The organism is Shewanella maritima, from assembly GCF_043643735.1.
Classification (GTDB): Bacteria; Pseudomonadota; Gammaproteobacteria; order Enterobacterales; family Shewanellaceae; genus Shewanella; species Shewanella maritima_A.
Genome location: NZ_JBHZSM010000021.1, coordinates 18958 through 40519, shown reverse-complemented (window position 1 = coordinate 40519; position 21562 = coordinate 18958). Strand labels below are relative to the sequence as shown.

The window sequence follows — 21562 nt, the reverse complement described above, 5'->3', positions numbered from 1 at the left end:
AATACCAAAGGCGAAATGTTAAAAAGTAAAGTCATCATTCTTCCTTAAAGTGAGCTATAACGATCGCGCAAACGTTGACGGACAACTTCGGCAATGGTGTTGAAAAAGAAGGTAAATATAAACAGTACGAAGGCGGCCAAGAACAATACTCGGTAGTGCGAACTACCAATGGCTGACTCAGGCATTTCAACCGCAATGTTAGCGGCTAAGGTACGCATACCTTCGAACACGCTCCACTCTAGGATTGCCGTGTTACCTGTCGCCATTAATACAATCATGGTTTCACCAACTGCACGACCAAGCCCCATCATAACGGCTGAGAAAATTCCCGGACTTGCGGTCAATAACACCACGCGAGTCAAGGTTTGCCAGTTTGTTGCACCGAGTGCCAAACTGCCGTTAGATAAGTGACGCGGTACAGAGAAAATCGCATCTTCAGCAATCGAGAAGATAGTTGGAATGACCGCAAACCCCATCGCGATACCGACAACCAGCGCGTTACGTTGGTCAAAGGTAATGCCTAGGTCGTTTGTAATAAATTGGCGGGTGTTACCACCAAAGAAGGCCACTTCAACAATGGGGCTTAACTCAAATGCTAACCAGCCTACAAATAAAATCACAGGGATAAGCATCAATTCTTGGTAAGTCTCAGGTAAGCGTTGTTTCCATGAACCTGGCATCAAGTGCCATGCAAACGCCGTCGTCAAAATACCAATAGGCAACATGAGCAATAGCATAAAGATGCCTGGTAGGTGGTCTTCCACCAATGGTGCTAACCAAAGTCCCGCTAAGAAACCTAAAATTACCGTCGGCAATGCCTCCATAATTTCAATCGTTGGCTTAACAATGTTACGCACTTTAGGTGTCATGAAGTAAGCGGTATAAATCGCACCAGAAATCGCTAGAGGTACAGCAAATAACATGGCATAGAATGCGGCTTTCATGGTACCGAATGCTAATGGCATCAGACTCAATTTTGCTTCAAAGTCATCTGAACCTGAAGTTGATTGCCATACAAACTGCGGCTCAGGGTAACCTTCGTACCAGACTTTCTGCCACAGTGCACTCCACGATACTTCAGGGTGACTGTTGTCTACTCGTAATAAGTGCAACTTATTGCCAGCTTCCACTACTAGTGCATTAGAGCGAGGACTAAAGCCCATCGATAGTGGGTTAGCCATGTCAAACTTTTCAGCAAGTAACTTGCGCTGACTGGTGGTGTACAACAGGGTTAGTTCACCTTCTTCGCTCATCACAGCAAAGCTTTTACGGTAAAATTCTGTCGACAACACACTCGAAGGCGTAATGCGTTCAAAGTCCCTAATCTTCTGATAAACACGGCCTCTTTCACCATTTACCTGAAAATACTGACTGATATAACCATTGTCATAACTCACTAAAATTGAGCTTGCCCCAGCAAGTAAATCAATTGCGGTTACTTTGGCATTAGGTTCCGTTACATCAACAACTTGAAGCAGTTCTACTTCATCAGCGTAACGAACATCGAATACGAATAAGTTATTGCGAGCAGAGAAAATTAATTGGCGATGATCAGGCGTAATCAATACGTGTTTTGCATGATTTGGCACTTTAGGTATCACAGTTTCAATCGAGGTCCACTCAACTTCTTCTGTCATCATGTTTTCTTCGCCTTCAAGACGATTTAAACGCCAAACACCTGCATCATCTTGATAAGCGAAACTCATTTTGTCATCGCTGTAATCAAATACCAGATTATGTACGCCACCATTTTCATTAACTGAAAATGGTGTATCGCCCACTAAAGTCTTCATTCTTGGTGTAATTAAGCGTTGGTTATCAGGGTAACTAACCGCAAATTCAATGCCGTACACTTGTACCTGACCATTACTTAAACCGAGTGCAAACCGTTGTTCACTCGGCTCAGACATCGCACTGGATGTGACTGTTGCACCTTGTGGCAACTTAGGCTCATGGCGAGACATTAGCTGGCCAGACATTGAGGAGTAAAACTCGACAACGCCCTGCTGCGACACTCTGAATAACACTTCATTTTGCTCATCACTACCCACTTGCAGTACTGATGATTCACTATCAACTAATTCAATTTGATTGACGACTTCTACATCAGCACCGTCAAAAATAGGTTTGATAACATAAAGTAGGTAAAAGAAGATCAACAATAAGGCGACAAACACCATAGTGCCACCCACTGTTACTCCGACTTCAGCTGCTTTATCCTTAAATGCTCTTCGACCTGCATAGCCATCCTTTAGTAAGCTATTTGTCGCCGAACCAGGCTGTGTTACCTGACTTTCCATTAAGAACCTCTATAATTATTCATTTGCAAAATAAGCGCTTTGAAAGTGTAGTTTACTGTGCTAACAATAAGTAATTATTACACTTTTTCGTCAATTACATGATTAGCACTCTTTTTAGTGGTTGAGATTATATGACGTAAAGATGACAGTAGTGTTACAAAGCGTGATTTTATGACAAAGGAGAAGTATTCTATGATGCGTTACGTGATTACCCTGCAAGCTCCTGATAGAAAAGGATTAGTTGAGCACATTGCCAATGTGATAAGCCGTCATAATGGTAACTGGCTCGACTCAGAAATGCGCCACTTCGATGGGATTTTTGCAGCTATATTACAAATTGAAGTCCCTGCCCATAAATGTGACGAACTTATCGAATCCTTAGAATGCATTGAGGACCTACATTTAACCCATGCAAAGTCCACCAAACCTGAATCTCCAAGTCACAGTTTACGTTATCAAATTGTCGCCAATGACCGCCCTGGCCTCGTGCTACAAATATCTAATCAACTTAATAAAATTGGCATTAACATAGAACAATTTAGTAGTCAGTTTGAAAGTGCTAGCCATTCTGGTATTCCGTTATTCAAGGCAAGTGTCGTGTTAGGTATGGATGACGTCATTGATGAAGAGCAGATCGAGCAAGCATTGTTTACCCTTGGCGATGATGTAGTCATAGATAAACTCGATTAGCATGAACGAGATAAGTGGTAGCCGTGTTGATTCATTTTTGATGCTTAACACGGTACACTGCCCCTCATTATCATTGCCTCAAATCGATATGGAACTAGCATGATCGGCACATTATCAAAATTAAAAACCCGCCTTGATGAGCAACAACAAGTACAATATCAATTACCCGTTGGCGAACAGTTAGTTGATCTTAATCCACTAATCGGCCAAACATTATCACTCAGCCACACTGGTAACATTTATTGTTGTAGTTGTGGTAAGAAAACCAAAAAGAGCTACTCCCAAGGTCATTGTTACGTCTGCATGCAAAAGCTGGCAAGCTGCGACATGTGTATCATGAAACCCGAAACTTGCCATTTTGATCAGGGCACCTGTCGCGAACCCGGTTGGGCTGAGTCACACTGTTTTGTGCCCCACTATGTATACCTTTCCAATACATCAGGCATTAAAGTAGGCATTACTCGTCATACTCAAATTCCCACTCGTTGGATTGATCAAGGAGCCACGCAGGGCTTACCCATTTTCAAAGTCGCCACCCGTAAGTTATCAGGTTTAATTGAAATCGAATTAGCCAAATTCATTAATGACAAAACTCATTGGCAAGCAATGTTAAAAGGTCACAATGATGATGTTGATTTAACCAAAAAAGCGGCAGAACTTATCCCATTGATAGAGGATAAACTTCAATCTCTTGCAGACGAGTATGGTGATTTAAAAATAGAGCGCTTAGATAACAATATACAAGCAATTCAATACCCTATTACTGAATTCCCAACCAAGGTTAAGTCACATAACTTTGATAAAGTTGCTCAAGTCACAGGTGTGTTGCAAGGTATCAAAGGACAGTACCTTATTTTTGATACTGGCGTCATCAACATTCGTAAATTTGGATCTTATGAAGTAGAAGTATCTTACTAAGCAGCATGAACCGCTTTTGCTTTCTCACTGATTAACGACCATCAATAAAAAACCACCTTTCATAAGGTGGTTTTTTATGTTCTATAGCACCATTGACTATCGAATCGATATCGACAATACAAACAATGTTATTTCACTGGGATGTTATGTAGCATTTTTAAGGCTAATTCATCAAAGCGTTGCTCTCTATCAGTCAGTTTCGCATTAGGGTTAGTAAAGCCTTGGGCAAGTACACGCCAAACAGGTTGCTGCTGCATAGGACTAAACAGCGCGACCATTACAGACCCTTTTTCAAATTTATCATCAACGCCATGAGTAGATAACCCTGCAACTAATCCTGCTCGCTCTAATATTTCCGCATCACTCATTTGTGATTCTAAGGCTAAACCAAAGCCAATTAGCACATTGGCAGATTCATTGCTGTTAGCAAAACGGTAGCCCTTTTGTTGCATTATTTTGGTTAGTGATGCACGCATATGCCGCTGTATTTCGGCTTCCTCTTGCTCGCTATCGGTGTGGATAGTAAACATTGTCGGGTGCCAGCCAAGCAGTGCATTATCATTGCTTAATATGGCTGCATCACCAGATATCACCATGGTTAACCGCGATTGTGCAGTGTCAGTCTCAGTTGTTTGAGCACATCCCATAGTCAATACAGTAACGAGCACTGCTAGGCTTTTAGCCAAAATATTTGTCATAAAACAACCTATTAAGTTTGTAATGTAAGACAGTATAACGTCGCTTACCCTAACCTAACCTGACTGAAACCGAAAAACAAATGGAGATAAGCCAATTAACTTACATTTGTAACACTGAATTAAATTAAATAGCTGTCATCCCGCTAAGCTTGTAGAATGTTGTCCAGTGTTTTTCAAGACATATAAATCAACAATGGAACTGATTGCGGCTATCGCACTATTTGCATTTTCAGCAGGGATCACTCCTGGACCAAACAACATTATGTTAATGAGTTCGGGGGTCAATTTTGGCATAAAGTCTAGCTTGCCGCATTTGAGTGGCATTTGTGTTGGGTTCCCCTCAATGGTGCTTGCTGTAGGACTCGGGTTAAGTGCGCTGTTTCAGGCCTTTCCCGCAATACATACACTCATTAAAGTCGTTGGCATTGTTTATCTTTTGTATCTAGCCTGGCTGATTGCCAATAACCACAGCAAACTGGAAGGAAAAACAACCAGTAAACCCTTTAGCTTTTGGCAGGCGGCGGCTTTCCAGTGGGTAAACCCTAAAGGTTGGATTATGGCGATTGGCGCCATTGCAACCTTTACCTCCATGACGCAGCCATTAACAATGCAAGTTGTCATGATTGCTTGTATCTTTTTTTGTATTGCATTGCCTTGCGGCATTGTATGGTTAGGCTTTGGTGTCGCCCTTAAAAAGCTACTTAAAAATGATAAACAGCAACGCATATTTAATATCACTATGGCGTTATTACTCGTGCTTTCCATTATCCCTATGGTATTACCTCAATAAGGAGTCTTCTGTTGTCAAATTCTGTTAATGATCAGCACCCTAGTCTATTAGCTACACAGAACTGGGTTAAAAATGTCATCATGAAATACAACATTTGTCCCTTTGCTAGGCGTGAAATAGAAAGACAGTCCATTCGTTATAGCGTCATTGAGCACACCCAATTGAAGATGGTATTAAAATCGTTAATCAATGAATGTTTACTGCTTGATGAACAGCCGCAAATTGAAACCACCTTAGTGATCCTGCCACGTGGTTTTGAAGGGTTTTATGCTTATTTAGATTTGGTCGATATTGCCACAGATTTGTTAATTGAACAGGGTTATGAAGGCATTTATCAATTGGCTAGCTTTCATCCAGACTATTGCTTTGAAGGTGAAGCACAAGACAGTGCTGCAAATTACACCAATCGCTCCCCTTACCCAACAATACACATCATTCGTGAAGCAAGCATGGAACAAGCTTTAGCTAATTATGATGACCCAGAGTCCATACCTGAACGCAACATCGCCTTTGCAGAGCGCAAAGGCAGTGATTTTTTTATCAAACTATTACAGCAGTGCGCGTCGAGAAAATAATTGTCTTAGGCATGGTTCATCATTGATACCATGCCAAAATGTGGCTTTTAAAAGGCTTCATTGACGTTAAAGTAAAAGCCAGTTTCACCATCACCAAATGCTAGATCTAGGCGTAAATTTACTTTGGGTTTCACTTCAAAGCGATAGCCTAACCCCACTGTAGGCAAAATATCACTGTTCAGTAATTCATTCACTTCATCAGATAATACCCCCGCACCAGCCCAGTACACCATACCATGCCGCCCTGTCAGGTTTTGTCTGTATTCCACTTGCGCTAACAACATTTGTTCATCACGGTACCGACCAGAGGTATAACCACGAATTAAATCATCTCCACCAATGCGAGAGAGTCTATCCCAAGGTACATCGCCGTGAGTAAAACGGCCACGTACTTGCCAAGCTAGCACGTCATCTTGCATGATTGGCATGTACTGACTATATAACATATCAAGTACTTCAAAATTGGTTTTACTGCCGAATGATTTGCGATACACGCCAAGATCAATTTGAGCTAAAACGCCGTTCTCCGCTCTAAGGGTACTGTCACGAGTGTCGTAATTAATCATGGCATTGATCCCCATATTACGACTAGATTCTGACAAATCTTCTACATCAATGTCTGACTCGTTTATATCAATATTTCGAGTATCAACATAGCTATAATCAAGCCCTATTCCGGCAAAGCTGTTAGGCAAAATACGCTTTTGCCACATAGGAGTAATACGAAACTGACGGCTATCATAGTCAACTTTATTGTCGTCATCTCGGTTTAGCTCATAACCCACGCCATAATACACCTCTGGGATATTAAACAGCTCTAATCTGGCATAAAACCTTTGATTGTCATTATCATAATGGGTGTTATTTGTGACACTGACACCAAAGGCGCCAGTCGTTGATACTAAACCGTTAATGACTAACGATGACATTGGGTTTGATTCACCAGGCTCACCAACTTGATATAAGCCCACCGCCGATAAACCTAGACCTAATTCATATTCAGGATTGTAAAATGGTCCAGGTAAATAGCTAAAATCGATTGGTTTAGTTGGATCGAATTCACCATCAGCACCCAATTTTTCTAAAAAATCCTCAAACCAACTATCAACCTGTATTACTGCCGTATCCTCGGCATTAGCATCATGTGATTGACTCTGGGTTTCATTTGCAGATGTCTTACAAGTAAATACAGCTAACACGAGAATGCTTAGCTGGAAAAGCCATTTCATATAAACGCCCTATGGATTTAATTTATGTGCAGGTAATGGCTTAGGCAAGCGCTGAAATGCTTCAGGGCCAATCAGGTAAGGACGATTTGTTAACCACTCTTGTAACTGGCGTTGGTCTTCCTTGGCATTAAACTGACTAATCATACGAAACTGAGTCTGCGTGAATCCTTGCTGCCATAATGTCTCTGGTACATGTTCAAAACTGCTGGCAAATTTGTCATCGACAAACAGCCATTGCTTTGCAACTTCGTCAAAATCAATACCAAACAGTGAACTGGCCAATGACAGATCATGTTGCGGTTTAGCATTTTGGTATAAATCTGCAACCAGTGACCATTGCTCACTTTGGCTAGCAAGTTGTTCTGGTACAAGGTATGGCTGCTGTTGATCACCAAGTTGATAATGACGCAGCAAGACAAAAAACTTGTTGGGTAAACGAGCTTTTGAATCCCACCACATGCCATCGACAACATCCAGCAAAGCATTGGTGTGCGATTTTGACACAGGCTGTAGCCAAGTCAAAGAAGATTCTAACCATGAGGTCATATGAAAGTTAAATTGCTGGCGAGTCATGGCTTGATTATTGACGATAACGGCTAGGGCTATTTTAGCCCCCAACATATTTGAATAAATATCCTCGGGAGAGTATGCAGACACGTCTTCACTCCAAGGCGCATATGTTCGATAACCATGCCATTGTGCTAGTTCATGGGCTTCAGCCATGAAATAAGCCAACCTTGCGCCCATATTGGCAGCTAACTGCCACTTTTGCTCAGCAGTCAAACCACTGACATCAAATGCCGATAATTCGATATATCGCTCGCCAATTTCATACGGCAACTTAATGGTTTGTGCTTGGCCAAGCCTAGGGTGAATATGATAAAACAGCGCAACGGTATTATCTGCCGTGTCTCTTACGTGAGCTAAATCAATAAAGCCCCCACGTAGGGTGTATATGAGTCCATTAGCTTCCGTACGACGACTTGCATCTGGCGCAGGACGTTGAAAACTGAAGGTGCCAGCCTCGTATGCATGTGCGCCAATATCTTGCAATGCTACTGTATTAGCAATACGCACAAATGGCACGGGCAAGTTTGCCATATTCACTTTTTGGTTATAACCAAACGCACAACAAGGGCGTACTTTTTTGGGTAAACTCATCAAAGGCTGATGTGGTAAATCGACTTGAGTAAGCACAGCAGGATCTGGCACATCATCTAATGCTGTGGCAACGGCTGCTTCAGTTGGCGTTGCTTGTACACGCCAGTCATTATTAGAACAAGCAGCGAAAAACAGCCCCATTATGATTATGATGGCAAATTTAGCGACAGCAGCATTATTCATCTAAAAAATACTTCCTTATAGCCTCACTCACCTGTTCAGGGAAGTCATTGGATAAGGTATGTGAACCCTTAGCAATCACCAATATTTCACTGTCTAAGTATTGTGCAAAATCACGTCCTTGAGCCAAAGTAAATATGTTGTCACTCTCTCCCCAAATCAACATGGATGGCGGTAAGTCATCAGTAATATTAAGGCTCAACAATTCATCACGATACTCAGGTAAGGAGTCAATTAGATTACGTTTTTCATCAGCATTTGGTGCAAAGTATAATTGATGTATTTGCTCATCAATAAACCAAGGATACCAAGGGTAATTGGCAAAAGAATGTTCGAGCAGTAATCGTGTATCTTGACGGTCTTGAGGCACAAAAACATCTGCAATGTCTGTTTGGCCAAATTGCAGGGTTAATTGTGATAAATCGTCATCTGTAATAAATACCCCAGGACTTGCAAGCATCACCGCTTTAGCAATATGCGGTTCATTGATCATTAAATCAAATGTCACAAATCCACCATAGGACAAACCTGCAATAAATGTCTGAGGTAACTCAAGGTGTTGTATCAGTTCAGAAATAGCCTGAGTTTGCGCTTGAAGCGTTGCTGGTTTAGCACTATATGATTGGCCAAACCATACTAAATCAGGTGCGATGATATAAAAGTCATCTTGAAGTAGCTCAATCACATCAAACCAAGTATTGAGCGCCGTGCCACCTATACCATGAAGTAGAATAAGTGCAGGTTTAGACTTATCGTCACTGTGGATGTAGCTTAACTCACCACCATGCTCTAAGGCTAATATGTCAGTCTTAAACCCTTGATTAATAAGCTGCTTACGCTGCCCATCTTCAACCATTTTTACTACTGAGCAGCCCGACAGAAATATACTCAATATGCAGACAACAATTAAGCGCATAAATTAGAACCTATAGCCAAGTGCAATCATCAGGCTTTTGCGGGTGCCAAAACCGCCCTCGACAAGTAAATCAAACCCATTACCCAGTGCGACTTGACCACCGATTAAGCCATTCCATTGATCTTCTAAGTGCTGCTCTACTTCAAATCGCGCTTCAGGTCTTAGATTCCCTAAAGCTGGAATGATATCACCTAAATATCCACCAAACGTTTGTTGCACACGTTGGTACATAGCCCCCACCCACATTTGTGCTTCATTACCGAAAATTTGGGTGCGAATACCAGTTCGAGGTGAAATAACTAGTGAGCTGATCTCACCATCTAAAATATCTAAGTCTGTCAAAGTATAATTAGTATCAACCATGGCAAACCAATTGCCAATGCCCCCCACTAAAGTGACACCGCCGCCATAGGTAAGCCCTTCAAATTCTAAGTCAAAAGGCACTGCAATAGTTTGACTATCACCAATGGTTAAGTCGACCCAAGCTTTACTATTACCTTCGGTATAACCTAAAACGCCATACACATTCATAAAAGGCAATAACCACATGTCAGCTCTGAATGTGACGGTTTCAGAATCTTGAACGGCATCATTGCCTTCGATTTGAATTAAATCATCTAAGACTGGGCCTAAACCGTTTAATGATATTGAGTCGATAACTAATGGTTGGTCCATCGCCATATGGGTAAAATTAAACCCAAAAGGCTTCGGTAATTCATGACCTAAATCAATGGCATCTTGTGCCCAAATGGGAAACATACGCTCATAACGTTGCGGTACTTCAATGTCGATGTTGCTCTCAGAATTTTCAGCAGCAAAAGCCGTGGTGGTAAACATCATTACAGTCACAGCTGCAATTGAAAAGAATTTCATCATGTGGTGCCCCTCAACAACCTTAATGAATTCACTAGCAGTACTTAACTCTACACGGCCAGCTTGATATCGCCAGCTGTAACAATTGTCACAGTCTGTTATAAGCGAGGGCGGATTCTATGAGTCAAAACTTAATTTAATCTTAATAAGAGTTAAAATAGGGGCATAACAAGTCAAAGTTTGCAATACAATCAATTGCTAAAAACAAACAACAAACCAATGATTAACATAGATGAATATCTTTTAATAAAGCGATATTCACTTTTTGCGGGCCTTAATGCTGTAAGTCAGCGGCACAGCCTGTTGCTGATGGAAATATTGATACACTTCTTGGCCATTTGAGTGGTTTTTGGCGACTAAACCTTCAAAACAAGGATACGGACTATAGTCATATTCATTAAATGCCATGATTTCCAATCCGGCATTAATTAATGCATTTATCACGTCACTGACAGGGTGAGCCCAAGTCATCAAGGTGACCTCGCTTCCATCACAATTTTCAGTGTAAGTGCCTTCAACATCGATATCAGGCTGTTGTTGATGAAAATAAGGGTAACCATCAAACACATCATGCAATGGATGAAACTCAACCAAATAAACTATGCCACCGGGTTTAAGGTGTGCGGCAACGGTTTGAGCCCATTGTTCCATACTAGGCAGCCAACAAAGCGCGCCATATGAAGTAAAGGCAATATCATACTCGGCTTTGGCAAAGCTGACGCTCTGATAAACATCGCTGCAGATAAAATCTGCATCTAATTGGCATTCAATATTAAGTGATTCTGCTTGCGCTATCGCGGCTGGTGAAATATCAACACCTGTGACCTTTGCCCCTAACCGAGCCCAAGAAAGGCTATCTAGGCCAAAGTGACACTGTAAATGCAACATACGTTTCGCTGTCACATCACCTAATAGTTCAAGCTCTATACCATTAAGACTAGAGTTACCCGCTTTAAAGCCTACAACATCATAAAAACGTGATTCAACATGGGTCGAAACTCGGCTGTCCCACCCTTGTTGATTTATGGCCAAGTAGTCCTGAGCATTTAACGCAGTTGCGCTATTCTCATTGGTTTTATCTTGTTTATCAGACATGTTCAAGCCTTAACATTCAGTGAATACAACTCTTGTAAACATCATGACGTCTTAAATTTACTGACCTGTTGATTCAATGATTCGGCCCCCGTCAATAATGACTGATTAAGCTGGCTAATCTCCTCAGCTAGTTCATGAGTATGTCTGTATAAGTCACTTATTTTCAATGCGTTTTTACTGACTTCTTCGGCTACAGCAGTTTGTTCATGAGTTGCTGCTGCAATCTGTTGGTTCATCGCATCAACAGTACCAATATGTTCAACAATCAATTTAAGCTCTTGACCTGCATGCGATGCTTCATCAACACTCATTTGTGCCTGACTTTGCCCTCGCTCCATCGCATTTACCGCGATGGTTGCACCTGATTTTAATTTCTCGGTCATGTTTTTGATGTCATCTGTTGATGACTGTGCACGCTGTGCCAAAGTTCGCACCTCATCAGCAACAACCGCAAAACCACGGCCTTGTTCGCCAGCTCGTGCAGCTTCAATTGCGGCATTTAATGCCAATAAGTTTGTTTGTTCAGCAATAGCACTAATGACATCCAAAATAGTCACAATGCCTTGTATATCTTTATCAAGCTGTAGTATTGATTTAGCTGATTGTGAAATCTCAGTTTCCAATACTTTGATTGCATCGCTGGTTTTACTGACATCTGAATTGCCAGATTGCGCTTCTTCATTTGCCATTGTTGTTGCTTCCGATGCCTGTACTGCATTATCAGCAATTTCAGTGACCGTAGCAGACATCTGCGTCATTGCTGAAGCAACTTGATCGACTTCCATATGACCAGATTCAACATCAGACTTCATAGTACGAGTGTGGGAATTAACTTGTTCAACTACCTGAATAAGCTCAGATGAAGTAGATTTAACCTGAGCAATAATCGATTCAAAATCATCCATCATATGATTAAACGCGCTTGAAATTTCACCAAACTCATCTGAAGATTGTTGGGTTAATCTTATAGACATATCAGCATTCTGGCCTGCGTAAAGAACCTTTTCCTTTATATACATCAAATTGCCATGTAAATAACGAGACAGTGTGATGCTCAGCAACACAACAAAAATGGACAGTAAGACTAACAATAGTAGTGATGAGTTCAGCACTAAATTTGCATCCGACAAGGCTTGTTTAGTGGTATTAATCAAGTCTTGGCTTAAGCGTTTTTCAAACTCAGACAACTCATTAATTCGTGCAGATGAAATTCTGAACCATTCTTCAGCGCTTTGGTTAGCAATAGCAGTTGCATCCTGACTTAGTGCAATCTTACGTTTGGCGAGTACTGCTTGTGTTGCTTGGCGATTTAGTAATTGCTGGTACTGGTTAATAAAATCCATACTAGCGCTAGATTCAAAGCGTTCACCATAGGTATTTTGCTCTGACACTAACGTAATGAAACGCTGAAACATACCTGGCTTAAAACCTGGCTGGCCAAAAGTACTCGATAGAACAGCTCGCTCAATGCCAGCACGCTCTTTAGATTGGATAAACGCACTAAAGGCTTTGATCATCAAAGAAATATCGCTACTTTGACTTTCTCTTGCAGCATCATCGACCAAAGAAAGTAAATTCTTATTAAGTTGAGTATAAAACTTAACACTGTCGCCCACTGAAATTGTTAGCCCTGTTACTTGCTGTCTGATTTGTCTGATTTGTGAAATGGCCTGAGCGGTTTGATCTAATCGCGAAGCAAATTCTTGGGGCAGCTCATGTTCAGAGACAAACTTTTGGTAGTTTGCTAACTGTAAATCGGTTTGCTGTCGTTGCTTAGGTAAAGTATCTGTAAAAGATTGTCCACCTGAGCCAATGAAGCCAGCACTCATACCACGCTCACGTTGAAGCTCGTGCACTAAAGCGCTGTTAGTGACGGCAAGTTCACTTAACTGCAGTACAGTTTGATATTGTTGTTTGCTTTCAACACGATTATTAACATAAAGGCTGCCATAAACGATAAAAGCTAGAAGAGGAGGAAGAATTAACAGGGCGAGTTTTTGGGTAATTGATATTTTGCCAATCCATTGCTTGAACATTGTTGACCTCTTTCTTGAGTAAATACTTCAATCCATTGAATATAATCATAGACCATATTCAATGTAGAAAAACTTATTGGCGTATTTATTTGATGAAAATTTGTAATAACTCACAAAGCCTTAATAAGTATTATAGATATCGGCAGAACCATTCTGAACTTTAATGAAAAAATTGACAACATTTCAACCAGTTAATGAGTTAATTTTTATTCAATATATCTCTTACTATCAATAACACATAAAAAAACCGCCTATTTAAATAGGCGGTTTTATATGGCGTTTTAGCTAAATTATGCTTCGATGCCCTTGCTCGCTAGGAACTCATCATAAGTACCTTTAAAGTCAGTCACACCATTAGGCGTAATTTCGATAATCCGATTAGCCAGTGATGAAACAAATGCGCGGTCATGGGATACGAAGAATAATGTACCTTCATAAAGTTCAAGCGCATTGTTTAACGATTCAATCGATTCCATATCCATGTGGTTTGTTGGTTCATCAAGTAGCAAAATGTTTGGTTTTTGCATAATCAATTTACCAAAATACATACGGCCTTTTTCACCCCCGGATAGAATTTTCACTGACTTTTTAATGTCGTCGGCACCAAACAGCATACGACCTAGAATACCACGTACAGCTTGATCATCATCCTCAGGTTTGCGCCATTGGCTCATCCAGTCAAACAAGTTCATATCATTAGCAAAATCCGCTTCATGATCCTGCGCATAGTAGCCAATGTTATGGTTTTCTGACCAATTAATCGTACCTTCATCTTGTGGTAAATCATGTACTAGGGTACGAAGTAGTGTTGTTTTACCCACACCGTTCTCACCTAAGATTGCAACACGCTCACCCACTTCAACGATAATATCTAGGTTTTTAAATAGGGTTTCATCGAAACCTTTCGCTAGGTTTTCAACAACCAAAGCATTACGGAATAGCTTTTTCTCTTGCTCAAAGCGAATAAACGGATTGACGCGGCTTGATGCTTTAACTTCATCCAGTTTAATTTTGTCAATTTGCTTCGCACGCGAAGTCGCTTGCTTCGCTTTTGAAGCGTTAGCCGAGAAGCGCGATACGAACGTTTGTAGCTCTGCAATTTGCGCTTTCTTCTTAGCGTTGTCAGATAACAAACGCTCACGAGCTTGAAGCGCAGCCGTCATGTACTCATCATAATTACCTGGATAAACACGTAGCTCACCGTAATCGATATCAGCCATATGAGTACAAACTGAGTTTAAGAAATAGCGGTCATGGGAAATAATAATCATGGTGCTATTACGGGTGTTAAGCATCTCTTGTAACCAACGAATAGTGTCAATATCCAAGTTGTTGGTAGGTTCATCTAGTAATAAAATATCTGGATCAGAGAACAGTGCTTGAGCAAGCAGAACACGAAGTTTAAAACCTGGTGCGATTTCACTCATTAGGCCAAAGTGTTGTTCAACACCAATGCCCACTCCCATTAATAAGTCACCTGCGCGAGATTCAGCGGTGTAACCGTCCATTTCGGCAAATTCCATTTCAAGCTCTGAAACACGAATGCCCTCTTCTTCGCTCATTTCTGGTAAAGCATAAATGCGGTCACGTTCTTGCTTAACTTCCCATAGCTCTTTGTGACCCATGATCACAGTATCGACAACACTATATTCTTCGTAAGCAAACTGATCCTGATTCAATTTACCAATACGCTCACCTGGATCAATAGCGACATTACCGCTAGTCGGCTCAAGTTCACCAGATAGGATCTTCATAAAAGTTGATTTACCACATCCGTTGGCGCCAATCAGACCGTAGCGGTTACCACCACCAAATTTCACCGAAATATTTTCAAATAACGGCTTTGTGCCAAATTGCATGGTGATGTTGTTACTATAAATCACTTAAATTTCCTTTAATTACACTAAATACTGAGCGAATGAGAAGTTAAAGCATAGTCAAGATTGAAGTGAGTAACCCGCTTTATCAGGGATGCTCACTCAAAGGCTACGCAAAATTGGTGGCGATTATACATGAGGGCGATTCAGCTTTACAGCGCCAAGAGCATTAACGCACCTGCAATGACAAATAATTTTGTTCGTCACATGACTAATGGTGATAAACATTGAGCATTGAATTAAAACTGTATCGATACATAGCAATCATCAGCGCCATCTAAATGTGCAATTTCTGGTAGATATTTAACTAGCCGCTCATCGCGAAAGTATGAACCATATGGCTTGGTAAATGCGTTCATGAAGTAGCGATACCATGAGTCATCAGCCTGCTTATCACCATAGCGAGCATAAGCTTTCCACTTATAGTACTCAGCATGTTCCAACGAATGCACCACAGAATTGCTCCATACAAGATAAGTCAGTGGCACGATTGTGCCCTGTAATTGCTCAGGTATTGGATAGATATGCGCACTAAACCAGCGGCTAAAGGCAGTTAACTCTTCAGTAGTGAAAGATTGCCGCGCCACATAATCGTGTATATAGGGATAATATTGGTGAATTTTCTGCTCAAATGGCAAGCTAGCATCATTTTGTACACTCCAATCCATCACAAAATTGTCAGGATTAGCTATGGTACGCGCTAACGGCATTTGCGGATTAGTCTGCTCAGTAATATTCCAAAACTGCTGTACTCTCGCCAATATTGAATCACTGGCACGATGATTACTGTAATCGGGCAATAAAGTCTGACACATGTAATTTGAACTGGCTAAATCAATACCGCCATTGTTATAAATCAGCGTATAACGGCTATGTCTTCTTAAAAAAGTTTTAAATTTACTCGCACTGAGATTAGCAGCGTATACCGCCATCGCTGTCGGCGCATGGAAATGCACAAATGAATGATAATGTATTGGCACGGCAAGAAAGCACGCACGCTGGGCTCTGTCCATTGCTTGCATGCTATCCTCATTTTCGCGTTTATCAGGCATCGCAATCGCCTTTTGATGATCTAAGAGAATTTGCGCTGTTTGCATCCCGATATTGGCGAAATACTTAAGGTCTAACAAATCGTGCCTAACATATCTCGCTAACCCCGTAGTAACAATCAACTGGTAAAGAGAAGATGGGTCTAAATCCTTTGACGGGCCTTTATCAAAATGGCGCACAATTCGATAATAACTACGCCCTAGCACTAAAGCTGGCACTTTAAACCACAGTGCTTGCGCGTAATCGAACAAGCTAATATCAGATGGTGATGAGTGAAAAGCGGTCACATCATTGTGTTTTGAGTCAAAAGCCTGCTGATATTTTCCACTAGATTTAAGTAGTTTCATTCGCTCCCTCGATGAATATATTTTTACCTAACCTAGCACAATTCACAGGCAGGTCTATTGAATGACAGTCATTAAATGCCTGTGACTAAATGCCTGTGACTAAATGCCTGTGCTCTGTCTCGAACCTAAGAGATAAAGTTACTACCTTCCATACAACACCATTAAAAATGAATACTGGAATGAATAACTGACAACATCAGCACCTAGATGAAACAAGGCTCATTTAATTTAAGCCTTCTTTCTTAGCGCACATTAATAAGAAGCAATTTGATAGCTCACTGTAAAACAAAAGGCTCCTGAATAAATTCAGAAGCCTTTAAAAGCTAAACAATTGGTCATTCAATCGAGCATAAAATATTACTTAACTGCTAGACATTAAGGTGCTGACTAACCACCGCAACCATAAGGTGTGTCAGCCCCAACAAATGTCACCTTATGCTGATAAGTGCCATCAGCAATATTAATTTGATCATGTTGTTTCAAATATTGCGCTAAAGCATCGGCATCAACAATATCGGTCACCTTGGCATTTTTTAACACGGGATAGCCATTACCGCCCGATGCATTATAGCTTGGTAAACTAAAGCTATAATATTGATTTATATCGAATGCTTTACCATTAACACTTGCGATTTCGACTTTGCTGCGTCGGCAATCCACGGTCATTTCGATATCACTGAAATGGGCAAAACCACCTGAACCACGGGTTTGTGTGGCGACACTAGCAAGGTAGTTTTTCAGTTCAGCACCTTGCATTCTGGTGACCGTTAATAGATTAGCAAACGGTTGCACTGTTAACACATCGCGATAGCTGATTGGACCTTGGGCAATGGATGCCCTAATACCACCAGAATTGAGAATACCAAAATCTGCTTCCACTTCTCGGCTTTGCGCTTGTGCAATTAATACACCTAATTCATTGATTTGATTACGTACAACTTTACGATCACCCACAAGCTTTGACTGAGTATAACCCAGCACTTCATTGAGGATTTCTTGTCCTTGTTGCTGATATGGCCTGAGTAGTTCAATCATATCAGCATCTTCTGCAATCCTTTCTGTCGTCAACGTTTTCCCCTCGGCATAATTCACTGGGATCAGTTGGTAATTTGCTAGGTATAATTTGCCATTAACATACTCGAAATCAGCGCGGCCAACATATTTACCCCATTCGTGAGCTTGCATAATCCAAGTGCCATTTTGTTTGTCTGGACGACATTCATCTCCCGGTTTAATCACCGCATACTGATTTTTATCAGCCATACACACTGGATTTTGTGAATGGCCACCAATAATGGCATCTAACTGGCCTTTTCTTAAGCTTCTTGCCAGTAATACATCGCCTGGCGTATTACTACCATGTCGACCATTTTCGTAATGGCCCATGTGGGTTAAACCAAATACGATATCTGGTTTCTCTGTATGTTTTAATATCGACAAGGCATTTTTCATTGCAATCTGAGGCGGTGTGAAACGTAATTTTTTCACATATTCGGGATTACCAATTTGTGCAGTTTGCTCCGTGGTTAACCCCACGATGGCTAACTTTAAGTCGCCAACGGTAAATAATTTATAAGGCTCAAAATATGACTGCCATTGGCCATTGACTTCACGGTAAATGTTGGCAGATAACATTGGAAAATTAGCGAGTTCTCTTTGACCGTCTAAAACATCTAGTGGATTATCAAACTCATGATTACCCACAGCCATGGCGTCATAAGCCAACAGATTCATGCCAAGAAAGTCTGGTTTAGCTTGTTGTAAGTCTGACTCAGGTACACCTGTGTTAATATCACCGCCCGAAAGCAGTAATACTTGGCCACCTTCAGATGTCACTTGTTCTCTTATATTGTCAATTAAGGTTTTTCTGGCCGCCATACCATACTCACCTTTGTCATTAGCCCAAAATCGGCCATGGTGATCATTGGTGTGTAATACGGTCAATTTGACACATTCATCACCCGCTTGAGCACATGCCTGCGGGTCTACCGTCTCTTTGTTACAACCGGCTAGCGCTGTCAACCCAACGGCCAGCAATACTATTCGTGCAGCCTGATGAGTCGAAGTCACTAAGTTAAAGTTAATTGAGTCGTTCATGGTATACCCGTTTATCGATTAGGCCTCGAGCCAAAACATAAAAGACAATCCGTAACTTGTCCTGCATATGAAAAATCCAGCAGTACAAAATATGATTTCATACTGCTGGATAACCGTTACACTAAATTGTTTTTAGCTTTGACGACGACGCCAAGCTAAAGGTAATAGCATAAGTAAACCCAGTCCTAGGCTACCCGCGCCATCTGGCTTAGTCCAACCTGAGCCAGGCTCATTAATCACCATCAGGCTGACAGTTTTACTCACTTGCTCAGTGCCGTCATTAATCACTAATTCAAACACTAGCGATTGATCAACAGTGACATCAGGCGCCGTCACAGTTAACACGAGACCTTCTGCACTAAACTCTGCTGTTTCACCAGACACTTGGTTCCACTTGTAAGTTAGACCAGCTGGCTCATCCGCAATCGTTGCCGTGATAGTCGCCACTTCACCTTCGTTTAACTCAGTCATACCGTCAAACGTCACGTCCACATCGAACGGTACATTTACAACCGTCACGCTGACAACTTCAGACGTTTCTAAGCTACCGTCACTGACCGTTAGATTAAACTGCAGTGAAGTATTTTCAGTTACTTCTGGGGCGACTAAGTTTAATGTCGCAGAGCTAGCATCAAAACTCATTTCAGGACCGGCCGTTTGCACCCAGTTAAAGGTTAATGGTGTACCGTCATCTGCCACTGTGTCAGATGCATCAATCACTAACGCTTCACCTTCGTTCACTTGCTCAGGTGCTGCAATAATTACATCAACATCGAGTTTAGGACCACACTGTTCACCGTATACTTCTTTCACCCATTCTGGGTTATCGACATATGGGTTACGGTTACCTTGATAAGTATAAACAGCATCATTACGTTGCATGTCTGTTTCACTGACTGGGTCTTGGAAGTGCCAATTGTACATAGTACATAGCTTACCAATGAGTGGCTCATTATTGGCAATTTGCTCAGCAGACGTAATATAGTCAACGGCCACTAGATCTGGCATATTGCTGTCATTACCTTGATAACGTGTATCCATGTACAGGATCATACGCGCAACATCACCTTTAACTAGATCTCTAGGCTCAAAACAACGCTTAGCAGTATCAAGGTAGTTACCCGGAGCCCCCTCCACTTCTACGCCAGTATCACTACACTCATCAAAGTCGTAATTACTTCTGGTTGAGTTGATACGGTCATTAGTCGGACGCAAGTGGTGAGCATCGGTATAGCCAAGTTGCGACTCACTAGGGAAGCCATGACTTTTCGCCCAAACGTGCTCACGGTTCCAGCTTCCACCGTTACCAGCATTACTGTTTTTAGCCGTTGAGTTGCCCGTGTATAGCTCGAGGATGTTCATGCTATCAGCAGGATCTTCATCAGAATAAGTCACGACAGTCCATACTTCACTATATGACAATTGCTTGTGACCATTCGCTATCACTGCTGAAATCGCATTTTTCATATCTTCTGCAGTTTCAAATGAACCATTCAATACATCAGAGTAATAAACTTCGCGATTATAGCTGTCAGGATCTGCCACAGGGTCAAGCTCTGGGCAGTTAGAACATACTGGGATTTCTGGACAAGCTTCTTCACCATTACAACCTAGTCCATCAGCCGTATCGATATCAAAAGTGAGCCACTGATTTGGTGAACCTGGGAAGTCAGCTAAAGGATCTGTGTCACCTGCAGTGATGCTGGCTTTACGTCTTAAGGTTTTGTTTGCTGTAGAAAACTCTGGATCATTAGGGTCAGTCCAAGCAGAACCGGGATCTTCGCCAAGTTTACCAAAGCGGTCAATGGCAACATTATCTTTGTAAAGTACTAACGCATCATCACCGTTAAAATAAGTGATTTCAGACGCTGTACCGACTTTAAATTCATCATCTGCACTAGCGTTGTGAAATACGATAGATTCGCCAGCAGCAAGCTGACCAGAAAGAATTTCTGTACGACCAGCATCTGTACCACCATTAAAATAAAGCTCCAGCTTATATTCAGCTGAATCTAAATCAAGTGTACTGCCGCCTACGTTTGATAACTCAATAGCTTTGTTACTGCCACTACCTTCTACGTATTCACTGATAATCAATACGCCCGGTTCAACAGTACAAGCACTCACACCAGGGCAACCTAAGCCATCACTAGTGTCTTTATCAAACACTACCCACTGGTTGTCAGTGCCAGGAAAGTCTGCTTCTGCATTGGTATCACCAATTAATACACTTTCTTTACGTCTAAGGGTTTTATCCTTAGTCGAAAAGTCAGGGTCATTGGGATCGGTCCACGCACCATCAGGTCTTTCACCACGTTTACCCACGCGGTCAATTACTGTACCGCCTTGAGTGAGTACCAATGCATCATCACCATTGAAATAAGTGACGGTTGACTCAATGCCAACTTTAAACTCATCATCTGCACCAGCATTGTGATAAACAACTGACTCACCAGGTTTTAGTGTGCCAGTTAATGTTGCAGTGTTACCTGGAGTCGTTGCCCCATTTGAGTACAAAGTTAGGACATATTGTGATGCATCAAGGTCAATATCACTGGTGCCTAAGTTAGAAATTTCTACGGCTTTATTGTTACCGCCACCCTCTACGTACTCTGTAATAACAAGATTAGCATGAGCAGCAGTTGAAACAGTTGCTAGCAATAAGGTAATTGCCGAAGCGACTGCACTGATTTTTTTATTCATAGTCATATCTTTTATTCGTTGTGAATG

General features: G+C 41.5%; 16 protein-coding genes. 4 read left to right on the top strand and 12 right to left on the bottom strand.

Going from position 1 to position 21562, the window contains the following annotated elements:
- Positions 1–44 precede the first annotated feature (44 nt).
- On the bottom strand, positions 45–2300 hold the full coding sequence (locus tag ACHUGF_RS17055) for an ABC transporter permease subunit (protein ID WP_394133017.1): 2256 nt from the start codon (positions 2298–2300) through the stop codon (positions 45–47).
- A gap of 192 nt (positions 2301–2492) precedes the next feature.
- Between ACHUGF_RS17055 and ACHUGF_RS17050 the strand changes: the two genes are divergently transcribed.
- Together ACHUGF_RS17050 and ACHUGF_RS17045 are read left to right on the top strand one after the other, a co-directional pair.
- Positions 2493–2990 carry a glycine cleavage system transcriptional repressor gene (locus ACHUGF_RS17050; RefSeq protein ID WP_394133015.1) on the top strand — a complete coding sequence of 166 codons (498 nt, stop codon included), beginning with the start codon at positions 2493–2495 and terminating at the stop codon, positions 2988–2990.
- Positions 2991–3089: 99 nt separating this feature from the next.
- Positions 3090–3908, top strand: a complete 819-nt coding sequence (locus ACHUGF_RS17045; RefSeq protein WP_394133013.1) for a DUF2797 domain-containing protein — start codon at positions 3090–3092, stop codon at positions 3906–3908.
- A 128-nt stretch (positions 3909–4036) separates the two neighbouring features.
- On the opposite strand, the gene ACHUGF_RS17040 is transcribed toward ACHUGF_RS17045, so the two are convergent.
- On the bottom strand, positions 4037–4606 hold the full coding sequence (locus ACHUGF_RS17040; RefSeq protein WP_394133011.1) for a DUF4136 domain-containing protein: 570 nt from the start codon (positions 4604–4606) through the stop codon (positions 4037–4039).
- Positions 4607–4799: 193 nt separating this feature from the next.
- Here ACHUGF_RS17040 and ACHUGF_RS17035 point away from each other — a divergent pair, with 193 nt between their 5' ends.
- Together ACHUGF_RS17035 and ACHUGF_RS17030 are read left to right on the top strand one after the other, a co-directional pair.
- On the top strand, positions 4800–5396 hold the full coding sequence (locus tag ACHUGF_RS17035) for a LysE family translocator (protein ID WP_394133010.1): 597 nt from the start codon (positions 4800–4802) through the stop codon (positions 5394–5396).
- 11 nt (positions 5397–5407) lie between these two features.
- Entirely contained in the window at positions 5408–5971 is a 564-nt protein-coding gene (locus ACHUGF_RS17030; protein ID WP_394133008.1) for a DUF1415 domain-containing protein, read from the top strand.
- Between the two features lie 47 nt (positions 5972–6018).
- Here the strand turns inward: ACHUGF_RS17030 and ACHUGF_RS17025 are convergent, their stop codons facing one another.
- The 10 genes from ACHUGF_RS17025 to ACHUGF_RS16980 form a co-directional block, all read right to left on the bottom strand.
- On the bottom strand, positions 6019–7200 hold the full coding sequence (locus ACHUGF_RS17025; protein WP_394133007.1) for a BamA/TamA family outer membrane protein: 1182 nt from the start codon (positions 7198–7200) through the stop codon (positions 6019–6021).
- A 9-nt stretch (positions 7201–7209) separates the two neighbouring features.
- Positions 7210–8544: a DUF4056 domain-containing protein gene (locus ACHUGF_RS17020; protein ID WP_394133005.1), complete on the bottom strand. Its 1335-nt coding sequence runs from the start codon at positions 8542–8544 to the stop codon at positions 7210–7212.
- A complete protein-coding gene (locus ACHUGF_RS17015; RefSeq protein WP_394133003.1) occupies positions 8537–9397 on the bottom strand; it encodes an alpha/beta fold hydrolase in 861 nt (286 codons plus the stop codon). Before ACHUGF_RS17015 ends, ACHUGF_RS17020 begins: the two co-directional genes overlap by 8 nt.
- A 63-nt stretch (positions 9398–9460) precedes the next feature.
- Positions 9461–10333, bottom strand: a complete 873-nt coding sequence (locus tag ACHUGF_RS17010; RefSeq protein WP_394133002.1) for a virulence protein — start codon at positions 10331–10333, stop codon at positions 9461–9463.
- 255 nt (positions 10334–10588) lie between these two features.
- Complete coding sequence (locus ACHUGF_RS17005; RefSeq protein ID WP_394133001.1) at positions 10589–11425, bottom strand: class I SAM-dependent methyltransferase; 837 nt, start codon at positions 11423–11425, stop codon at positions 10589–10591.
- 41 nt (positions 11426–11466) lie between these two features.
- Positions 11467–13461, bottom strand: a complete 1995-nt coding sequence (locus ACHUGF_RS17000) for a methyl-accepting chemotaxis protein (RefSeq protein ID WP_394132999.1) — start codon at positions 13459–13461, stop codon at positions 11467–11469.
- A 290-nt stretch (positions 13462–13751) separates the two neighbouring features.
- Positions 13752–15344, bottom strand: coding sequence for an ABC-F family ATPase (locus ACHUGF_RS16995; protein WP_394132997.1), 1593 nt, complete (start codon positions 15342–15344; stop codon positions 13752–13754).
- 233 nt (positions 15345–15577) lie between these two features.
- Entirely contained in the window at positions 15578–16735 is a 1158-nt protein-coding gene (locus ACHUGF_RS16990; protein ID WP_394132995.1) for a hypothetical protein, read from the bottom strand.
- Between the two features lie 387 nt (positions 16736–17122).
- Entirely contained in the window at positions 17123–18832 is a 1710-nt protein-coding gene (gene ushA, locus ACHUGF_RS16985) for a bifunctional UDP-sugar hydrolase/5'-nucleotidase UshA (RefSeq protein WP_394132994.1), read from the bottom strand.
- A gap of 132 nt (positions 18833–18964) precedes the next feature.
- The gene (locus tag ACHUGF_RS16980) at positions 18965–21535 is read right to left on the bottom strand and encodes an endonuclease (RefSeq protein ID WP_394132992.1); all 2571 of its coding nucleotides are present in this window, start codon (positions 21533–21535) and stop codon (positions 18965–18967) included.
- Between the last annotated feature and the right edge of the window lie 27 nt (positions 21536–21562).